The sequence below is a fragment of the Massilia sp. NBRC 108631 genome (assembly GCF_059704565.1).
In genome coordinates, this window is sequence record NZ_BAAKJE010000042.1 from 1 (window position 1) to 16,019 (window position 16,019).

At 67.2% G+C, this 16,019-nt stretch carries 13 protein-coding genes; 10 read left to right on the plus strand and 3 right to left on the minus strand.

Going from position 1 to position 16,019, the window contains the following annotated elements; genetic code table 11:
* The 10 genes from AC6H42_RS04430 to AC6H42_RS04475 form a co-directional block, all read left to right on the plus strand.
* The coding region (locus tag AC6H42_RS04430) for an XrtA system polysaccharide chain length determinant (protein ID WP_497547489.1) at positions 1-868 on the plus strand (868 nt) is incomplete at its 5' end.
* A 19-nt stretch (positions 869-887) separates the two neighbouring features.
* Positions 888-1,898 carry an XrtA-associated tyrosine autokinase gene (locus AC6H42_RS04435; protein WP_057158493.1) on the plus strand — a complete coding sequence of 337 codons (1,011 nt, stop codon included), beginning with the start codon at positions 888-890 and terminating at the stop codon, positions 1,896-1,898.
* Entirely contained in the window at positions 1,891-3,453 is a 1,563-nt protein-coding gene (locus tag AC6H42_RS04440) for a TIGR03016 family PEP-CTERM system-associated outer membrane protein (protein WP_497547490.1), read from the plus strand. The genes AC6H42_RS04435 and AC6H42_RS04440 overlap by 8 nt, the downstream gene beginning before the upstream one ends.
* 15 nt (positions 3,454-3,468) lie before the next feature.
* Entirely contained in the window at positions 3,469-4,515 is a 1,047-nt protein-coding gene (locus AC6H42_RS04445) for an XrtA/PEP-CTERM system-associated ATPase (protein WP_497547491.1), read from the plus strand.
* Complete coding sequence (gene wecB, locus AC6H42_RS04450) at positions 4,512-5,651, plus strand: non-hydrolyzing UDP-N-acetylglucosamine 2-epimerase (RefSeq protein WP_057158490.1); 1,140 nt, start codon at positions 4,512-4,514, stop codon at positions 5,649-5,651. Before AC6H42_RS04445 ends, wecB begins: the two co-directional genes overlap by 4 nt.
* Entirely contained in the window at positions 5,648-6,514 is an 867-nt protein-coding gene (locus AC6H42_RS04455; protein ID WP_057158489.1) for an XrtA system polysaccharide deacetylase, read from the plus strand. The genes wecB and AC6H42_RS04455 overlap by 4 nt, the downstream gene beginning before the upstream one ends.
* Positions 6,511-7,587: a FemAB family XrtA/PEP-CTERM system-associated protein gene (locus AC6H42_RS04460; RefSeq protein WP_057158488.1), complete on the plus strand. Its 1,077-nt coding sequence runs from the start codon at positions 6,511-6,513 to the stop codon at positions 7,585-7,587. Before AC6H42_RS04455 ends, AC6H42_RS04460 begins: the two co-directional genes overlap by 4 nt.
* 4 nt (positions 7,588-7,591) lie before the next feature.
* Entirely contained in the window at positions 7,592-8,806 is a 1,215-nt protein-coding gene (locus AC6H42_RS04465) for a TIGR03087 family PEP-CTERM/XrtA system glycosyltransferase (RefSeq protein ID WP_057158487.1), read from the plus strand.
* Entirely contained in the window at positions 8,803-10,413 is a 1,611-nt protein-coding gene (gene xrtA, locus AC6H42_RS04470; RefSeq protein ID WP_497547492.1) for an exosortase A, read from the plus strand. Before AC6H42_RS04465 ends, xrtA begins: the two co-directional genes overlap by 4 nt.
* Positions 10,414-10,454: 41 nt before the next feature.
* Complete coding sequence (locus AC6H42_RS04475) at positions 10,455-12,350, plus strand: XrtA/PEP-CTERM system amidotransferase (RefSeq protein WP_057158486.1); 1,896 nt, start codon at positions 10,455-10,457, stop codon at positions 12,348-12,350.
* Positions 12,351-12,417: 67 nt separating this feature from the next.
* Here the strand turns inward: AC6H42_RS04475 and AC6H42_RS04480 are convergent, their stop codons facing one another.
* Genes AC6H42_RS04480 through AC6H42_RS04490 form a run of 3 tightly spaced genes read right to left on the minus strand, consistent with a single transcriptional unit; the run spans position 12,418 to position 16,017 of the window.
* Positions 12,418-13,659, minus strand: coding sequence for a glycosyltransferase family 4 protein (locus AC6H42_RS04480; protein WP_157201186.1), 1,242 nt, complete (start codon positions 13,657-13,659; stop codon positions 12,418-12,420).
* Complete coding sequence (locus tag AC6H42_RS04485; protein ID WP_057158484.1) at positions 13,656-14,972, minus strand: nucleotide sugar dehydrogenase; 1,317 nt, start codon at positions 14,970-14,972, stop codon at positions 13,656-13,658. Before AC6H42_RS04485 ends, AC6H42_RS04480 begins: the two co-directional genes overlap by 4 nt.
* 10 nt (positions 14,973-14,982) lie before the next feature.
* Positions 14,983-16,017, minus strand: a complete 1,035-nt coding sequence (locus AC6H42_RS04490) for an NAD-dependent epimerase/dehydratase family protein (RefSeq protein WP_497547493.1) — start codon at positions 16,015-16,017, stop codon at positions 14,983-14,985.
* Between the last annotated feature and the right edge of the window lie 2 nt (positions 16,018-16,019).

Genomic DNA, 16,019 nt, shown 5'->3' on the forward strand with positions numbered 1-16,019 from the left:
ATTGGCCGAGGCCGAGCAGGCCCGCAACGCCATCAAGCGCCAGATGGGCGGCGAAGAGCCGGCCCCGCTGACCCAGGCCATCCCGCAGCAGGATGAAGGCTTGAATCCGGAACTCGACGGCCGCATCCAGACCGTCGAAAAGAATCTGGACGCGCTGCGCCTGCAGTTCACGGAAGAGCATCCCGACATCGTGTCGAACCGCCGCCTGCTGGCGCAACTGCAAGCGCGCAAGAAGGAAGAAGCCAAGAAGCGCGTGCGCAGCGCCGATCCCGGCATCAACTACAGCCCCATGATGCAGCAGATGAACGTCGCGCTGTCGGTGGAGGAAGCGCGCGTGGCGTCGCTGAAGGCGCGCGTGGACGAGTACAGTGCGCGTCTGGGCCGTTTGCGCGGCCAGAGCACGGCGGCGCCGGAAGTCGAAGCCCAGCTGGCGCAGCTGAACCGGGACTACCAGATCAACAAGGAAAACTACAGCAAGCTGGTGGAGCGCCGCGAGGCGGCCCGCCTGTCCGGCGACCTGACTTCGGCCACCGACATGCTGAGCTTCCGCGTGATCGACCCGCCCACCGCATCGACCTTGCCGATCGGCCCCAACCGTCCGCGCCTGATGTCCATGGTGTTCGGCGCAGCCTTGCTGATGGGCCTGGGCGTGGCGCTGCTGATGAGCCAGATCCGGCCGACCTTTGTCAGCCAGTCCGCTTTGCGCAGCATTACCGGCGTTCCCATCCTGGGCACCATCAGCATGAACTGGACCGAGCAGCAAAAAGTGCGCCGCCGGCGCCGGCTGTACGCCTTCAGCGCCGCGGTGGCGGTGCTGTTTACCGCCTATGGCGGCGTGATGGCGGCTTTGCTGCTGAAACCAATCTGATAGATCCACGGGGAATCCGATGAGCATTATTGAACGCGCGGCCAGCCGCATAGAGCACCCGAAGGACGCGCCGGCCGCCGATAGCGCCGCGCCGGCGGCCGCCCCGGCCGTCCAGGACGCCGGCCACGCCGCCGCCGTGGCTGCCGCCATGGCCGCCGCCCCGCAGGAAGCTGCGCCCGCCGCCGCAGTGGCCGCAGCCGCGCCCGCGCCCGCAGCCGCTCCGGTTGCAGCCGTCTCCGCGGCATCTGCTCCGGCAGCCGCCCCGTCGGGCGACGCCGCCGTGGCCGAAGGCGCGCCGCGCCGCGGCCCGCGCCGCGTGGAACTGGACTTGCAGCACATGCAGGACATCGGCCTGGTTACCGCCGCCGGCGGCCGCACCACCCTGGTGGAGGACTTCCGCGTCATCAAGCGCCCGCTGATCAAGCGCGCCTTCGGCCCGCGCCCGGCCGGCGAGAAGCCGGGCAACCTGATCATGATCACCAGCTCGCTGCCCGGCGAAGGAAAAACCTTCTGCTCGATCAATCTGGCCATGAGCATCGCGATGGAGCTGGACCACACGGTGCTGCTGGTGGACGCCGACGTGGCGCGCCCTTCGGTGCTGCGCACGCTGGGCCTGCCGGTCCAGCGCGGCCTGATGGACCTGCTGCTGGACGAGAAGGTCGACATGGCCGACGTCATGCTGCGCACCAACGTCGACACGCTGACCCTGCTGCCGGCCGGCACCAGCAACCCGCGCGCCACCGAGCTGCTGGCCAGCCAGACCATGACCTCGCTGGTCTACGAGATCGCCAACCGCTATCCGGACCGTATCGTCATCTTCGATTCGCCGCCGCTGCTGCTGACCAGCGAAGCGCACGTGCTGGCCGGCCACATGGGCCAGATCGTGGTGGTGGTGGAAGCCGAGCGCACCACCCAGCACGCGGTCAAGGAAGCGCTGAGCCAGCTCGAAGGCTTGAACAATGTGAACCTGATCTACAACAAGACCCGAGAATTCCCCGGCACCGAAACCTATGACTATCACTATGGCTAAACCGCGCCGCACTGGATTGGCGGCAGCGGTGGGCCTGGCTGCGCTGTCGCTGGCGCAGCCCAGCCGCGCGGACTGGACCTTCGCCCCCAACGCCAGCCTGCGCGAGACCTGGACCGATAACGTGATGCTGGCTGCCGAAGGCCAGGAGCGCAGCCAGTTCATCAGCGAGCTCACGCCCGGCTTCGTGCTGCAAAACCAGGGGCCGCGCATCGACTTTCGCGCCAGCTATAACAAGCATTTCTACAAGTACGCCGATTCGAATCTGCGCGGCCCGAACGGCCAGAACGCCAACAGCGGCCAGCAAAATTTGCAGGCCGATCTGAAAGCCAAGTTGATCAGCGAGAAGCTGTTCCTCGACAGCAGCGCCAGCATTTCCGAGCAGGGCGTGTCGGCGTTCGGCCCCAACGTCGGCGGCACGCCGGCCAACCCGTTCGCGCCCGGCATCAGCAGCGAGATCAAGACCTGGCGCGTCAGCCCCTACCTGCTGCACCGCTTCGGCTCGCAGGCCAACGCCGAACTGCGCTATGCGCGCGACAGGGTCAGTTCCGACCGCAGCGATTTCGGCACCAGCACCAGCGACCAGGTGACCTTGAACCTGGCCAGCGGCAGCGCCTACCGCCAGATCGGCTGGAACCTGTACTACACGCGCCAGAACCTGGACGACTCGATCGCGCAAAGCTCGAGCAGCCAGAACATGCTGGGCACGTTGAACTACCTGTATTCGCCGCAGCTGACCCTGACGGTGACCGGCGGCTACGACAAGTACGACTACCAGTCGCTGGGCGGCGTGACCAAGGGCAAGAACTGGTCGGTGGGCGGCAGTTGGCGTCCCAGCGGGCGCACCAGCGTGCAGCTCAACGTGGGCAAGCGCTACTTCGGCGACAGTTATTTCCTGTCTGCCAACCACCGCACCCGCACCAGCGTCTGGTCGCTGACCTACAGCGACGCCGTCACCACCACCCGCTCGCAGTTCCAGCTGCCGTCGGCGGTCAATACCTTCGCCCTGCTGGACCAGCTGTTCCAGGCCCAGATACCGGACGCGGCGGCGCGCCGCCAGGCGGTTGAAGCCTACATCATCGCCGCCGGCCTGCCGCCGTCGCTGGCCAACAGCATCAATTACCTGAGCAACCGCTACATGCTGCAGAAACAGCTGCAGGCCACCGCCGCCTTCAACAGTGCGCGCGGCACGCTGGTGCTGGCGCTGGTCAGTTCGCGCCGCAACGGCCTGTCGCTGCTGGACGTCGATGCCGGCCTGCTGGGCGGCTCGACCAATACGCTGAACGACAATACGCGCCAGAGCGGCGCCACCGCCACCTTCAACTGGCGCCTGTCCCCGCGCACCGGCCTCAATCTGACCGGCACCGTCAACCGGTCCGAATCGCTGACGCAGGACCGCAGCGATAACAACCGCTCCATCAGGCTCAGCCTGACGCGCCAGTTCGCCCGCAAGGTGAACGGCAACCTGGAAGTGCGCCGGGTCAAGGGCGTGACCGCAGTCGCCGGGCGCGACTACACCGAGAACGCCATTTCGGCGTCCGTGAGCAAGCAGTTCTAGTGGAGTCTGGCAAGGATGTACGAAAGTTACTACGGCCTTAGCGCCAAACCGTTCCGGCTGCGGCCGGACCCGCATTTTTTCTTCGGCAGCAAGGGCCACAAGCGGGCCATGGCTTACCTGGAGTATGGCCTGTCGCAGGGCGAGGGCTTCATCGTCATTACCGGCGAAGTCGGCGCCGGCAAGACCACGCTGGTGCGCAACATGCTCAACACGCTGTCCTCGCAGCAGATCGTGGCGGCGCACATCGTCAACACCGCGCTCAACTCGGAAGACACGCTGCGCATGGTGCTGGCGGCCTTCGGCCTGCCCAGCGAGGACGCCAGCAAGAGCACGCTGCTGACCCGGCTGGAAGCCTTCCTGCGCGCCTGCGACCAGCAGGGCCGCCGCGCGCTGCTGGTGGTGGACGAGGCGCAGAACCTGACGCCGCGCACGGTGGAAGAGCTGCGCATGCTGTCGAACTTCCAGACCGACGACAAGTCGCTGCTGCAGACTTTCCTGCTGGGCCAGCCCGAGTTCCGCGCCACCCTGCACAGCCCGGACATGCAGCAGCTGCGCCAGCGCGTGATCGCCACCTACCACCTGGGGCCGATGGACGCGCAGGAAACCCAGGCCTACATCGAGCACCGCCTGCACACGGTGGGCTGGAACAACGACCCGGCCTTCACGCCGGAGGCGCACGCCGCCATCTTCAGCTACACCGGCGGCATCCCGCGCATGACCAATGCGCTGTGCGACCGCTTGCTGCTGATGGGTTTCCTGGAGGAGCTGCACGAGTTCACCGGCGCCCACGTGGAAGACGTGATCAAGGACATCGCCACCGAATTCCAGGCGCCGCCGGAGCCGGCCAAGGTGCAGGTCGACGAGGCCGACATGGCGGTGGTCAATTCGGCCTACCCGGACGGCATGGACGAGCGCATGATGCGGCTCGAGCGGTCGATGGGATCGGTGCTCAACATCCTGAAGAAAATCGTTGCCGCGCCGCCGGCCGGCGCCGGCATGGGCGCCGGCGCCGGCCCCAGCCCCAGCGCCGCCAACGGCGCGGTGCAGGACAACAACGAATGAGCGCCTTCCGCATCCTGTGCGTGGTGGGAGCGCGCCCCAATTTCATGAAGATGGCGCCCATCATGGCGGCGCTGTCCGCGCTGCGCCCGCAGGTGGATGTCAAGCTGGTGCACACCGGCCAGCATTACGACGTGGCAATGAACCACCAGTACTTCGAGGCGCTCGGCATCCCGGCGCCGGACATCAACCTGGAAGTCGGTTCCGGCAGCCACGCGCAGCAGACCGCCGAGGTGATGAGGAAGTTCGAACCTGCGCTGGATGAGGTGCAGCCGACCGCCGTGCTGGTGGTGGGCGACGTCAACTCCACCATCGCCTGCGCGCTGGTGGCGGCCAAGAAGGGCGTGCCGGTGATCCACGTGGAGGCGGGCCTGCGCAGCTTCGACCGCGCCATGCCGGAGGAAATCAACCGCGTGCTGACCGACCAGATTTCCGACCTGCTGTTTACCACCGAGGAAAGCGGCGAAGAAAACCTGCTGCGCGAAGGCGTGGCGGCGCACCGCATCCAGTTCGTCGGCAACGTGATGATCGACACCCTGGTGCGCAACCTGCCGCGCGCCGTGCCCGCCGCCGCCATCGTGGCCGATGCCGGCCGTCCCGGCCTGGCCGACGGCGCCGAAGGCTACGCGGTACTGACCCTGCACCGTCCGTCCAACGTGGACGACCCGGCCGTGCTGCGCACCCTGCTCGAGACGGCGGCCGTGATCGCGCAGCGCACGCCGGTGATCTTCCCGCTGCATCCGCGCACGCGCGGCATGATAGAACAGGCCGGCCTGAACCACCTGGTGGAAACGGACAACGTGCTGCTGCTGCCGCCCATGGGCTACCTGGAAATGCTGGGACTGATGAAGCAGGCGCGCGTGGTGCTGACCGATTCCGGCGGCATCCAGGAAGAGACCACCGCGCTGGGCGTGCCCTGCATCACGCTGCGCAACAACACCGAGCGTCCCATCACGGTGGCGCAGGGCAGCAACACCATCGCCGGCCAGGATCCGCAGCGCATCCTGGCCATCTACGCCGAAGTGATGGCCGGCGGCGGCAAGGCCGGCCGCGTGCCGCGCTTCTGGGACGGCCAGGCCGCCGTGCGTATCGCCGCCGCGCTGCAAGCGTGGATGCAGAACGGATGCAAGACATCATGAACCACGTCCAGAACCCGGCCCGCGCGCCAATCCGCAACGCCATGACCATCGACGTGGAAGACTACTTCCAGGTCTCCGCCTTCGCGCCTTATATCGCGCGCGACAGCTGGCCCGAGCGCGAGTGCCGCGTGGAAGCCAATATCGACCGCATCCTGGCCATCCTGGAAGCGGGCAATGTGCACGCCACCTTCTTCACGCTGGGCTGGATCGCCGAGCGCTATCCGGCCATGGTCAAGCGCATCGTGGCCGGCGGCCACGAGCTGGCCAGCCACGGCTACGGCCACCTGCGCGCCTCGGACCAGGACCGCGCCGCCTTCATGCAGGACATCGGCAGCAGCAAGGCCATCCTGGAGGACCTGGGCGGCCAGGCGGTGCTGGGCTACCGCGCGCCGAGCTTCTCCATCGGCCATGGCAACCTGTGGGCGCTCGATGCGCTGCAGGAAGCGGGCTACCGCTACAGTTCCAGCATCTACCCGGTGCAGCACGACCACTACGGCATGCCGGACGCGCCGCGCTTCGCCTGGCATCCGGAAAACGCCGGCGGCCTGCTGGAAGTGCCGATCACCACCGTGCGGATGGGCTCGCGCAACCTGCCGGCCGGCGGCGGCGGCTATTTCCGCCTGCTGCCGTATTCGCTGTCGCGCTGGATGATGCGCAAGGTGAACCAGGAGGACGGCCAGCCCGCGATCTTCTACTTCCATCCATGGGAGATCGACCCTGGCCAGCCGCGTCCGGACGGCATCAACCTGAAGACGCGCTTCCGCCACTACGTCAACCTGGCCAGGATGGATGGCCGCATCCAGGCGCTCACGCGCGATTTCGCGTGGGACCGCATGGACCGCATCTTCCTGGGCAAGCCATGAGTTCCGTCATCGACGCAGTGCCGCAGCAGCAAGCGCCGGCCGCCGCCGCCACCCTGAAACTGCTGACCCCGGCCGACCACGGCCGCTGGGACGCCTTCGTGCGCGCCGCGCCGCAGGCCACCTTCTTCCACCTGAGCGCATGGCAGACGCTGATCCAGCGCTGCTACGGCCACAAGACCTGGTTCTACTACGTCGAGCAGGACGGCCAGATCCAGGGCATCCTGGGCTTGTGCCAGATCAAGAGCCGGCTGTTCGGCCACTCGCTCAGCTCGCTGCCATTCTGCGTGCACGGCGGCGTGGTGGCGCTGAACGACCACGCGCGCGCCATGCTGGACGCGGCCGCCGCCAAGCTGGCCGGCGAGCTGGGCGTGGGCCACCTGGAATACCGCAACATCGAACCGACCGGCAAGCCGGGCTGGCACGTGAAGGATTTGTACGTCACCTTCCGCAAAGCCATCAGCGCCAACCACGAGGAAAACATGAACGCCATCCCGCGCAAGCAGCGCGCGATGGTACGCAAGGGCATCAAGTGCGGCCTCACGGCGCAAATCGACCAGACCGTGGACCGCTTCTTCCACATCTACGCCACCAGCGTGCTGCGCCTGGGCACGCCGGTGTTCCCGAAGAAGTACTTCGCGCTGATCAAGGAACTGTTCGGCGAGCAGTGTGAAATCCGCATCATCGTCAAGGACGGCGAGCCGGTGGCCGGCGTGATGAGCTTCTTCTGGCGCGACGAGGTGTTGCCCTACTACGGCGGCAGCATGCCGATCGCGCGCGAGGTGGCGGGCAACGACTTCATGTACTGGAACCTGATGGAAGCGTCGGTCGAGCGCGGCGTGCGGCTGTTCGACTTCGGGCGCAGCAAGCTCGGCACCGGCGCCTACGACTTCAAGAAGAACTGGGGTTTCAGCGCTACCCCGCTGGCCTACGAGTACCAGATGCACGCGGCCAGCGAGCTGCCGGACAACAATCCGCTCAATCCGAAGTACCAGCTCTTCATCAAGCTGTGGAAGAAGCTGCCGCTGCCGGTGGCCAATCTGCTGGGACCGCATATCGTCCGCAGCCTGGGATAGCGCCATGGACAACCTGCTCCTGCTGGTGCACCGGATACCGTACCCGCCCAACAAAGGCGACAAGATCCGCTCCTACCATTTGCTCAAGCACCTGGCGGAGCACTACCGCGTGCACCTGGCCACCTTTGTCGACGACGAGGACGACTGGCAGCACGTGCCGCGCCTGGAAGCGCTGACCGCCAGCGCGCACTTCGCGCCGCTGCATCCGAAGCAGGCGCGCGTGCGCAGCCTCGGTGCGCTGCTGGGCAACCGCTCGCTGTCGCTGGACTACTATCGCGACGCGGGCCTGCGGCGCTGGGTGGACGGCACCGTGCAGCGCGAAGGCATCAGCCGCATCGTGGTGTTCTCCTCGGCCATGGCGCAGTACGCCGAGGCCTATCCGGACGCCACGCGGGTGGTCGATTTCGTCGACGTCGATTCCGACAAGTGGCGCCAGTACGCCGAGAAGAAGTCCTGGCCCATGAGCATGCTGTACGCGCACGAGGCGCGCCAGCTGCTGGCCTACGAGCGCCGCGTGGCGCGCGAGTGCGACGCGGCGCTGTTCGTGTCCGAGCCGGAGGCCGACCTGTTCCGCAAACTGGCGCCGGAAAGCGCGGCGCGCACCGGCCACTTCAGCAACGGCGTGGACACGGTGTACTTCTCGCCGCAGGGCGACTACGCCACCCCCTACGCGCAGGGCGAGCAGGCGCTGGTGTTTACCGGCGCCATGGACTACTGGCCCAACATCGATGCCGTCACCTGGTTTGCCGAGGAGGTGCTGCCCGCAGTGCGCGCGCGCCATCCGCAGGCCGTGTTCTACATCGTCGGCGCGCGGCCCGCGTCCGAAGTGCAGCAGCTCGCCGGCCTGCCCGGCGTGGTGGTCACCGGCACCGTGCCGGACGTACGGCCTTACGTGGCGCACGCCGCGCTGTGCGTGGCGCCGCTGCGCATCGCGCGCGGGATCCAGAACAAGGTGCTGGAGGCGATGGCCATGGCGCGCACGGTGGTGGTGTCGCCGCAGGCGCTGGAAGGCATCCAGGCCGAACCGGGCCGCGAACTGCTGCTGGCGGCCGACGCGCACGCGTTCATCGACGCCGTGAACGGCGCGCTGGAACGGCCGGAGGCGGCCATCGGCGCCGCCGCGCGCGCCACCGTTGAACATCTGTATGGCTGGAACAGCCATCTGGCCCAGGTCTGTGCACTGCTGGAAGCCGGCCGCCCTGTAAGGAAAGAAGCATGACATCCAGTATCCTGCCAAGCGCCGCCGACGCGGCCAATGCGGCCGGCGCCGCCGCCGGGCCAGGCTCCGCGCCGGCTCCCATGCCCGGCGCGCGCAAGGCCTTGCTGCTGTTGACCGTGGTGACGCTGCTGCTGCCCTTGCTGGCCTATTTCGCCACCGCCCGCTCCATCGTCGAGATCTGGGACAGTTCCGGCACCTTCACCCACGGCTACGTGATCGTGCCGATCAGCCTGTGGCTGGTGTGGCAGCGCCGCGACGCCATCGCGCAGCTGCCCGCCGCGCCGTACTGGCCGGCCTTGCTGCTGCTGGCCGCCTGCGGCGCCGGCTGGCTGCTGGCCGAATTCGGCGACGTGCAGATCGTGCGCCACTACGCCTTCGTCGCCATGCTGCCGCTGGTGGTGTTGGCGCTGCTGGGCAAGCGCATCGCCTGGGCGCTGGCCTTCCCGCTGGCGTTCCTGCTGTTCGCCGTGCCCTTCGGCGACATCTTCATCAATCCGCTGATCGGCGTCACCGCCGACTTCACCGTGTGGGCGCTGCGCGCCACCGGCATTCCGGTGCTGCGCGACGGCACCAACTTCTCCATCCCGAGCGGCAACTGGTCGGTGGTGGAGGCGTGCAGCGGCGTGCGCTACCTGATCGCCTCGGTCACGCTGGGCTGCCTGTATGCCTACCTGACCTTCCGCAGCACCTGGCGCCGCGCGCTGTTCATCCTGGCCTCGGCGCTGGTGCCCATCCTGGCCAACGGCCTGCGCGCCTACATGATCGTGATGCTGGGCCACCTGAGCGGCATGACAGTGGCGGTCGGCGTCGACCACCTGATTTACGGCTGGCTGTTCTTCGGCGTGGTGATGTTCCTGCTGTTCTGGCTGGGCAGCCTGTGGCGCGAGGATGCGCCGCCGGACCAGCAGAGCGCGCCGGCGCGCTCCGCCGCCGAGGCGGCGGCGTCGGCCGCCAGCGCGCCATTCGGCCGCTTTGCCGCCGCCGTGCTGGCCATTGCCGTCTGCGTCGGCGTCTGGCCGGCGTACGCGGCCTGGCTGGAGCAGCGCGAAGGCGCGGCGGCGCCCGCCGAGCTGTCCGGCTTCGCCGCCGCCTGGCCGCAAACCACGCCATTCGTGCAATGGTCGCCGAGCTATCCGGCGGCCAGCGCCGAACTGCAGCAGTACTACGCGCTCGGGGCCGGCCATCCGGTCGGCGTGCACCTGCGCTACTACCGCAAGCAGGACCACAATACCAAGCTGATCAGCTCGGTGAACCGCATGGCGGCGGAGAAGGATCCGCACTGGCAGAGCGTGGCGTCGGCGCTGCGCGAGGAGAACGTGGGCGGCCGCATGCTGGCCGTGCGCGAGAGCACGCTGGCGGGCGCCGGCGGACGCATGCTGGTGTGGAACTGGTACTGGGTCGACGGCCGCTACACCGCCAACGATTACCTCGGCAAAGTGCTGCAGGTGAAGCAGAAGGTGCTTACCGGCAGCGACGACGGCGCCGCCGTCATGGTCTTTTCGCCGTTCGAAGACAAGCCGGAACTGGCGCGCGCCGCGATGCGCGAATTCCTCGCTGCGAACCTGGCCCGGGTGGATGCCGCCCTGGATGCGAACAGACGCAAGTAAGCAGCGTTAATAGATACTGAAACTGGAAAGCGCGGGACATCATGTGTGGAATAGTCGGAATGTTTGATACGCGCGGCACGCGCGAAATCGACCGCGCGCTGCTGGCGCGGATGAATGAAACGCAGCACCATCGCGGCCCGGACGAGGCCGACCTGTACATCGAGCCGGGCGTGGGCTTCGGCCACCGCCGCCTGTCGGTGATCGACGTGGCGGCTGGCCTGCAGCCGCTGGGCAACGAGGACGGCAGCGTGATGGTCTGCTACAACGGCGAGATCTACAACTACCGCGAGCTGACCGAGGAACTGAAGGGCCTGGGCCACACCTTCCGCACCCGCTGCGACACCGAGGTGATCGTGCACGCGTGGGAAGAGTGGGGCGAGGACTGCGTGCACCGCTTCCGCGGCATGTTCGCCTTCGGCCTGTGGGACCGCAACCAGCAGGTGATGTTCCTGGGGCGCGACCGCATGGGCGTCAAGCCGCTCTACTACACCATGCTGCCGGACGGCTTCTTCGCTTTCAGTTCCGAGCTGAAGGCGCTGCGCACCCTGCCGCAACTGAACCGCGAGATCGATCCGCAGGCAGTGGAAGACTACTTCGCCTACGGCTACGTGCCGGAGCCGAAAACCATCTTCAAGGGCGCGCTCAAGCTGTCGCCCGGCTTCACCCTGCTGCAAAAAGTCGGCGCGCCGATGGCCCAGCCCAAGCAATATTGGGATGTGCCGTTCAAGCTGCACGGCGCCATGTCCGACGAGGACGCGCAGGAAGAGCTGCTGACCCGCATCCGCGAGGCGGTCAAGATCCGCCTGGTGGCCGAGGTGCCGCTGGGCGCCTTCCTGTCCGGCGGCGTCGATTCGAGCGCGGTGGTGGCGATGATGGCCGGCTTGAATGAAGGCCCGGTGCACACCTGTTCGATCGCCTTCAACGACAAGGCCTACGACGAATCCGAGTACGCCTCCATGGTGGCCGCGCAGTACCAGACCGACCACTACACCGAGACCGTGGACACCGACGACTACGGCCTGCTCGACACGCTGGCCCACCTGTACGACGAACCCTTCGCCGACAGTTCCGCGATTCCGACCTACCGCGTGTGCCAGCTGGCGCGCAAGCGCGTCACGGTGGCGCTGTCGGGCGACGGCGGCGACGAGAACCTGGCCGGCTACCGCCGCTACCGCTATGCGATGGCCGAGCAGAACGTGCGCGGCCGCATTCCCGACAGCCTGCGCAAGCCGGTGTTCGGCACCCTGGGCCGGCTGTATCCGAAGGCCGACTGGGCGCCGCGCGTGTTCCGCGCCAAGACCACCTTCGAGGCGCTGGCGCGCGACGCGGTGGAGGGTTATTTCCACGGCGTGACCATCATGTCCGACGCCATGCGCGACAAGCTGCTCAGCCCGAGCTTCCGCGCCGGCCTGCAAGGTTACCGCGCCATCGACGTGATGCGTGGCCATGCCGCCAAGTCGCCCACCGACGATCCGCTGTCGCTGATCCAGTACATCGACATGAAGACCTATCTGCCGGGCGACATCCTGACCAAGGTCGACCGCGCCTCGATGGCGCACGCCCTGGAAGTGCGGGTGCCGCTGCTGGACCACAAGCTGGTGGAATGGATTTCCGGCCTGCCGTCGAACATGAAGCTGCGCGGCGGCGAGGGCAAGTACGTGTTCAAGAAGAGTCTGGAGGCGCACCTGCCGCACGACATCCTGTACCGCAAGAAAATGGGCTTTGCCGTGCCGCTGGCGGCGTGGTTCCGGGGCCCGCTGGCGCAGCGCGTGCGCGACTCGCTGCTCGGGCCGATGCTGGCCGACACGGGGATATTCAACAAGGCCTTCCTGCACGAGCTGGTGGAGCACCACCAGTCCGGCCGCCGCGACTACAGCGCGCCGATCTGGACTTTGCTGATGTTCGAAGCCTTCCTGCGCAAGGAAATGGCGGCTTAAAAAAAAGCGGGTTACGCGGCTGCGCCGCTAACCCGCCCTGCCTGCCGGACGTGTAACCCGCCGGCCTTCACGCGGCCTCGGTCGCCGCCGGCAGTGCCAGCGTGCGCAAACAGATGTCCTCGAACACCCGCGCCGCCTTCTCGTGGCCGAAGCGCTCTTCCACCAGTTGGCGCGCGCGCCGCGCCAGGCCGTCGCGCAGCGCGCCGTCGGCCAGCAGCTGCAGCACCGCGTCCGCCATGGCGGCCGGATCGTCGCGCTCCAGGTAGTGCACGTCCTTGTCCGCATCCAGCCCCTCGATGCCGATCGCGGTCGACACCACCGGGCAGCCCATGGCCATGGCCTCGAAAGCCTTGATGCGCGTGCCGCCGCCCACCAGCAGCGGGATCACGAAGGCATGCGCCTTGTGCACATAAGTGCGCACATCATCGACAAAGCCGGTGAACTCCACGTTGGCGGTGGTGCGCGCCAGCGCCTGCAGCGAGGCCGGCGGGTTGCGCCCCACGATCACGAAGCGCGCTTCCGGCCGCGCCGCCAGCACTTTCGGCCATACCTGGCCCAGGAAAAACTGGATGCCGTCGATATTGGCGGCCCAGTCCATGGAGCCGGTAAACACCACGGTCGGCGGCGTGGCCGCGTCCACCGCCGGCGGGTCCTGGTAGGAGAAGAAATCCAGGTCCACGCCGGTGGGAATCGCGTACGACTCGGCCACCTGGTAGGCGTCCTTGAAGAAGCGCGCGTCGCGCTCGGAGACCGCGATCACGCTGTCGAAGCTGCGCAGCGCGTCGCCTTCGAACTGCGCCATCTTGGTGTGCTGCGAACCCCACAGCCAGCGCTTGTGCGGGCCGCGCGCCTGCTTCGCGTGGCGCGCAAAAATTTCCGCCTCCACGTTGTGCGTAAAGCAGGTGCTGCGCATGCGCAGGGTGGCCGGACGCAGTACGGCCGAATGCACGAAGTCGAACACCATCAGGTCGACATCGGGCCGCTGCGCCAGCTGGCGCACCGCGTCCATGCCCGGGCGCGTCCTGTCGTTGGCCACATTCACCGGCAGGCTGCCCAGCAGGTCGAAGGCGCGCCGCCACATGGGGCGGTGCGGCGCCGGCTGCCACGGCACGAATTCGTCGCACACGCCGGCAATTTCCTTGCTCCAGCGGCGCGCCTGCTCCGGCGTGGCCGCGCTCAGCAAGGTCACGTGGAAGGCGCCGCCCTTCAGGCCGCGCAGGATATTGGTGCTGCGGATCTTGCCGCCCGCGTCGTTCGGAAACAGGAACACGGGCGAGATGAAGACCAGCTTCGGCTTGGAACCGTTCACCAGCAAATGCCCTCGTACAGTGCGCCCGGCGCGTCGCGCAGCTCGGCGTAGCCGGACAGGTCGATGATGCGGCGGCCCTTGGCGCGCGAAACGATGGCCTGGCGCGCCTCGGCGTCGGCATGTCCGATGACGATGATTTCGGCGTCGTGCAGCGCCGCTTCCGGCGTGTCGCGCAGCAGCTTGTCCAGGTGCGGGATTTCCTGTTCGATGAATTCCTTGTTCTTGCCCAGCAGGCGGCTGATCTTGACGAAGCGGTCGAAGATGGCCAGTTCGAAGCCCTTGCCCAGCAGGCGCTCGGCCAGCACCACCAGCGGCGAGTCGCGCATGTCGTCGGTGCCCGGCTTGAAGGCCAGGCCGAACAGCGCCACCTTCTTGCGCCCGTTTTTGGCGATCATGTCGTAAGCGCGCTTGATGTGCGCCTCGTTCGAGTCGAGCAGGGCCGACAGCGTGGGAATCGGCACGTCCAGGTCGCGCGCCATGGTCAGGAAGCCTTTGACTTCCTTCGGCAGGCAGGAGCCGCCGAAGGCGAAGCCGGGGCGCAGGTAGGCCGGCGAGATGTTCAGCTGCGTGTCCTGGCAGAAGATCTTCATCACTTCGCGGCCGTCCAGGTTGCAGGCCTTGAGCACCGAGCCGGCTTCGTTGGCGAACACGATCTTCATCGCGTGGAACACATTGCACAGGTACTTCACCGATTCGGCGATCTGCGTGGTGGTGCGTTCGAATTTGCCCGGCAGGCCCTGGTACATGGCCTCCATCGCTTCGTAGCCCGCTTCGCCCAGGCTGCCCACCACGGTTTGCGGCGGATTGTGGAAGTCCTTGACGGAGCTGCCTTCGCGCAGGAACTCGGGGTTGAACACCAGCGACAGGCCTTCGCCTATCTTGCGGCCGGACGCTTCCAGCAGGATCGGCAGGATGCGCTCTTCGGTGGTGCCCGGCGGCACGGTGCTGCGCAGCACGATAACGTGCGCGCCTTTTTTCTTGCGCAAAGTGGCGCCGATCGAACGCACCACCGCGTCCACCGCCGTCAGGTTGGGCGAGTAGTTGGGGTTGGACGGCGTGGCCACCGAGATCAGCGACACGTCCGAGTTCAGCACCGCGTCCTCCACGTCGTGCGTGGCGCGCAGCTTGCCGCTGGCCACGGCCTTGGAGATCAGCTCGTTGATGCCTTCCTCCACCACCGGCGACTGGCCGTCGTTGATCATCTTCACCTTGAGCGGATTGGTGTCGACACCGATCACTTCATGGCCAAGTTCGGGCAGGCAGCCGCACGAGACGGCGCCCACGTAGCCAAGTCCGAAAACAGAAATTTTCACGGCAATCCTTTCAATTGTTTTTGGCGGCCGGCGCGAGCGTATCCCGCTCGGCGCGCCACGGCAGATACCAGTCGCGGAAACGGGACAGGCCGGTTTCCAGCGTGGTGGTCGGCGCGAAGCCGACCCAGTCGCGCAGCTTGTCGATGGCCGCGTACGTGGCCGGCACGTCGCCCGGCTGCATCGGCAGGAAATTCATGTTCGCGTTCACGCCCAGCACCCGCTCCAGCGTCTGGATGAACTCCAGCACGCGCACAGGCTGGTGGTTGCCGATGTTGAAGACGGTGTGCGGCACGCGGTCTTCACCATTCGCCCCGGCGGCAGGCTGCGGCTTGTGCAGCAGGCGCACCACGCCTTCGACGATGTCGTCGATATAGGTGAAGTCGCGGCTCAATTTGCCTTCCGCGAAGACCGGTATCGGTTCGCCGCGCATCATCTTCTCGGCAAAGCTGAAATAGGCCATGTCCGGGCGGCCCCAAGGGCCGTACACGGTGAAGAAGCGCAGTCCGGTGGCGGGCAGGGCGAACAGGTGGCTGTAGGAGTGCGCCATCAGCTCGTTGGCCTTCTTGGTGGCGGCGTACATCGACACCGGAGCGTCGGTCTTGTCGTCCTCGCTGAAGGGCAGGCTGGCGTTGGCGCCGTATACGCTGCTGCTGCTGGCGTACAGCAGGTGCTGCACCTTGTGGTGGCGGCACGCTTCCAGCATGTGGCCAAAGGCCACCAGGTTGGACTGCACATAGGCGGCAGGATTGTCGATCGAGTAGCGCACGCCGGCTTGCGCGGCCAGGTGCACCACCAGCGCCGGCTGCTCGCGTTCGAACAGCGCCTGCACCTGCGCGCCGTCGGCCAGCTCCACGCTGTGGCAGGCAATGCCGGCGGGCGCCAGCAGGGACTGCACCCGGCCGGTCTTCAGGCGCGGATCGTAATAGTCGTTGAAGTTGTCGCAGCCCACCACGATGTGGCCCATGGCCGCCAGCCGTGCGGCGACGGCGCTGCCGACAAAGCCGGCCGCACCCGTCACCAGGACTTTCCGCAATGCGCTTTGCATCG

What these genes read in the sequence shown, in the direction of transcription:
- AC6H42_RS04435 (WP_057158493.1), top strand. Translation starts at nt 888, where the DNA reads ATGAGCATTATTGAACGCGCGGCCAGCCGCATAGAGCACCCGAAGGAC.
- AC6H42_RS04440 (WP_497547490.1), top strand. Translation starts at nt 1,891, where the DNA reads ATGGCTAAACCGCGCCGCACTGGATTGGCGGCAGCGGTGGGCCTGGCT.
- AC6H42_RS04445 (WP_497547491.1), top strand. Translation starts at nt 3,469, where the DNA reads ATGTACGAAAGTTACTACGGCCTTAGCGCCAAACCGTTCCGGCTGCGG.
- wecB (WP_057158490.1), top strand. Translation starts at nt 4,512, where the DNA reads ATGAGCGCCTTCCGCATCCTGTGCGTGGTGGGAGCGCGCCCCAATTTC.
- AC6H42_RS04455 (WP_057158489.1), top strand. Translation starts at nt 5,648, where the DNA reads ATGAACCACGTCCAGAACCCGGCCCGCGCGCCAATCCGCAACGCCATG.
- AC6H42_RS04460 (WP_057158488.1), top strand. Translation starts at nt 6,511, where the DNA reads ATGAGTTCCGTCATCGACGCAGTGCCGCAGCAGCAAGCGCCGGCCGCC.
- AC6H42_RS04465 (WP_057158487.1), top strand. Translation starts at nt 7,592, where the DNA reads ATGGACAACCTGCTCCTGCTGGTGCACCGGATACCGTACCCGCCCAAC.
- xrtA (WP_497547492.1), top strand. Translation starts at nt 8,803, where the DNA reads ATGACATCCAGTATCCTGCCAAGCGCCGCCGACGCGGCCAATGCGGCC.
- AC6H42_RS04475 (WP_057158486.1), top strand. Translation starts at nt 10,455, where the DNA reads ATGTGTGGAATAGTCGGAATGTTTGATACGCGCGGCACGCGCGAAATC.
- AC6H42_RS04490 (WP_497547493.1), bottom strand. Translation starts at nt 16,017, where the DNA reads ATGCAAAGCGCATTGCGGAAAGTCCTGGTGACGGGTGCGGCCGGCTTT.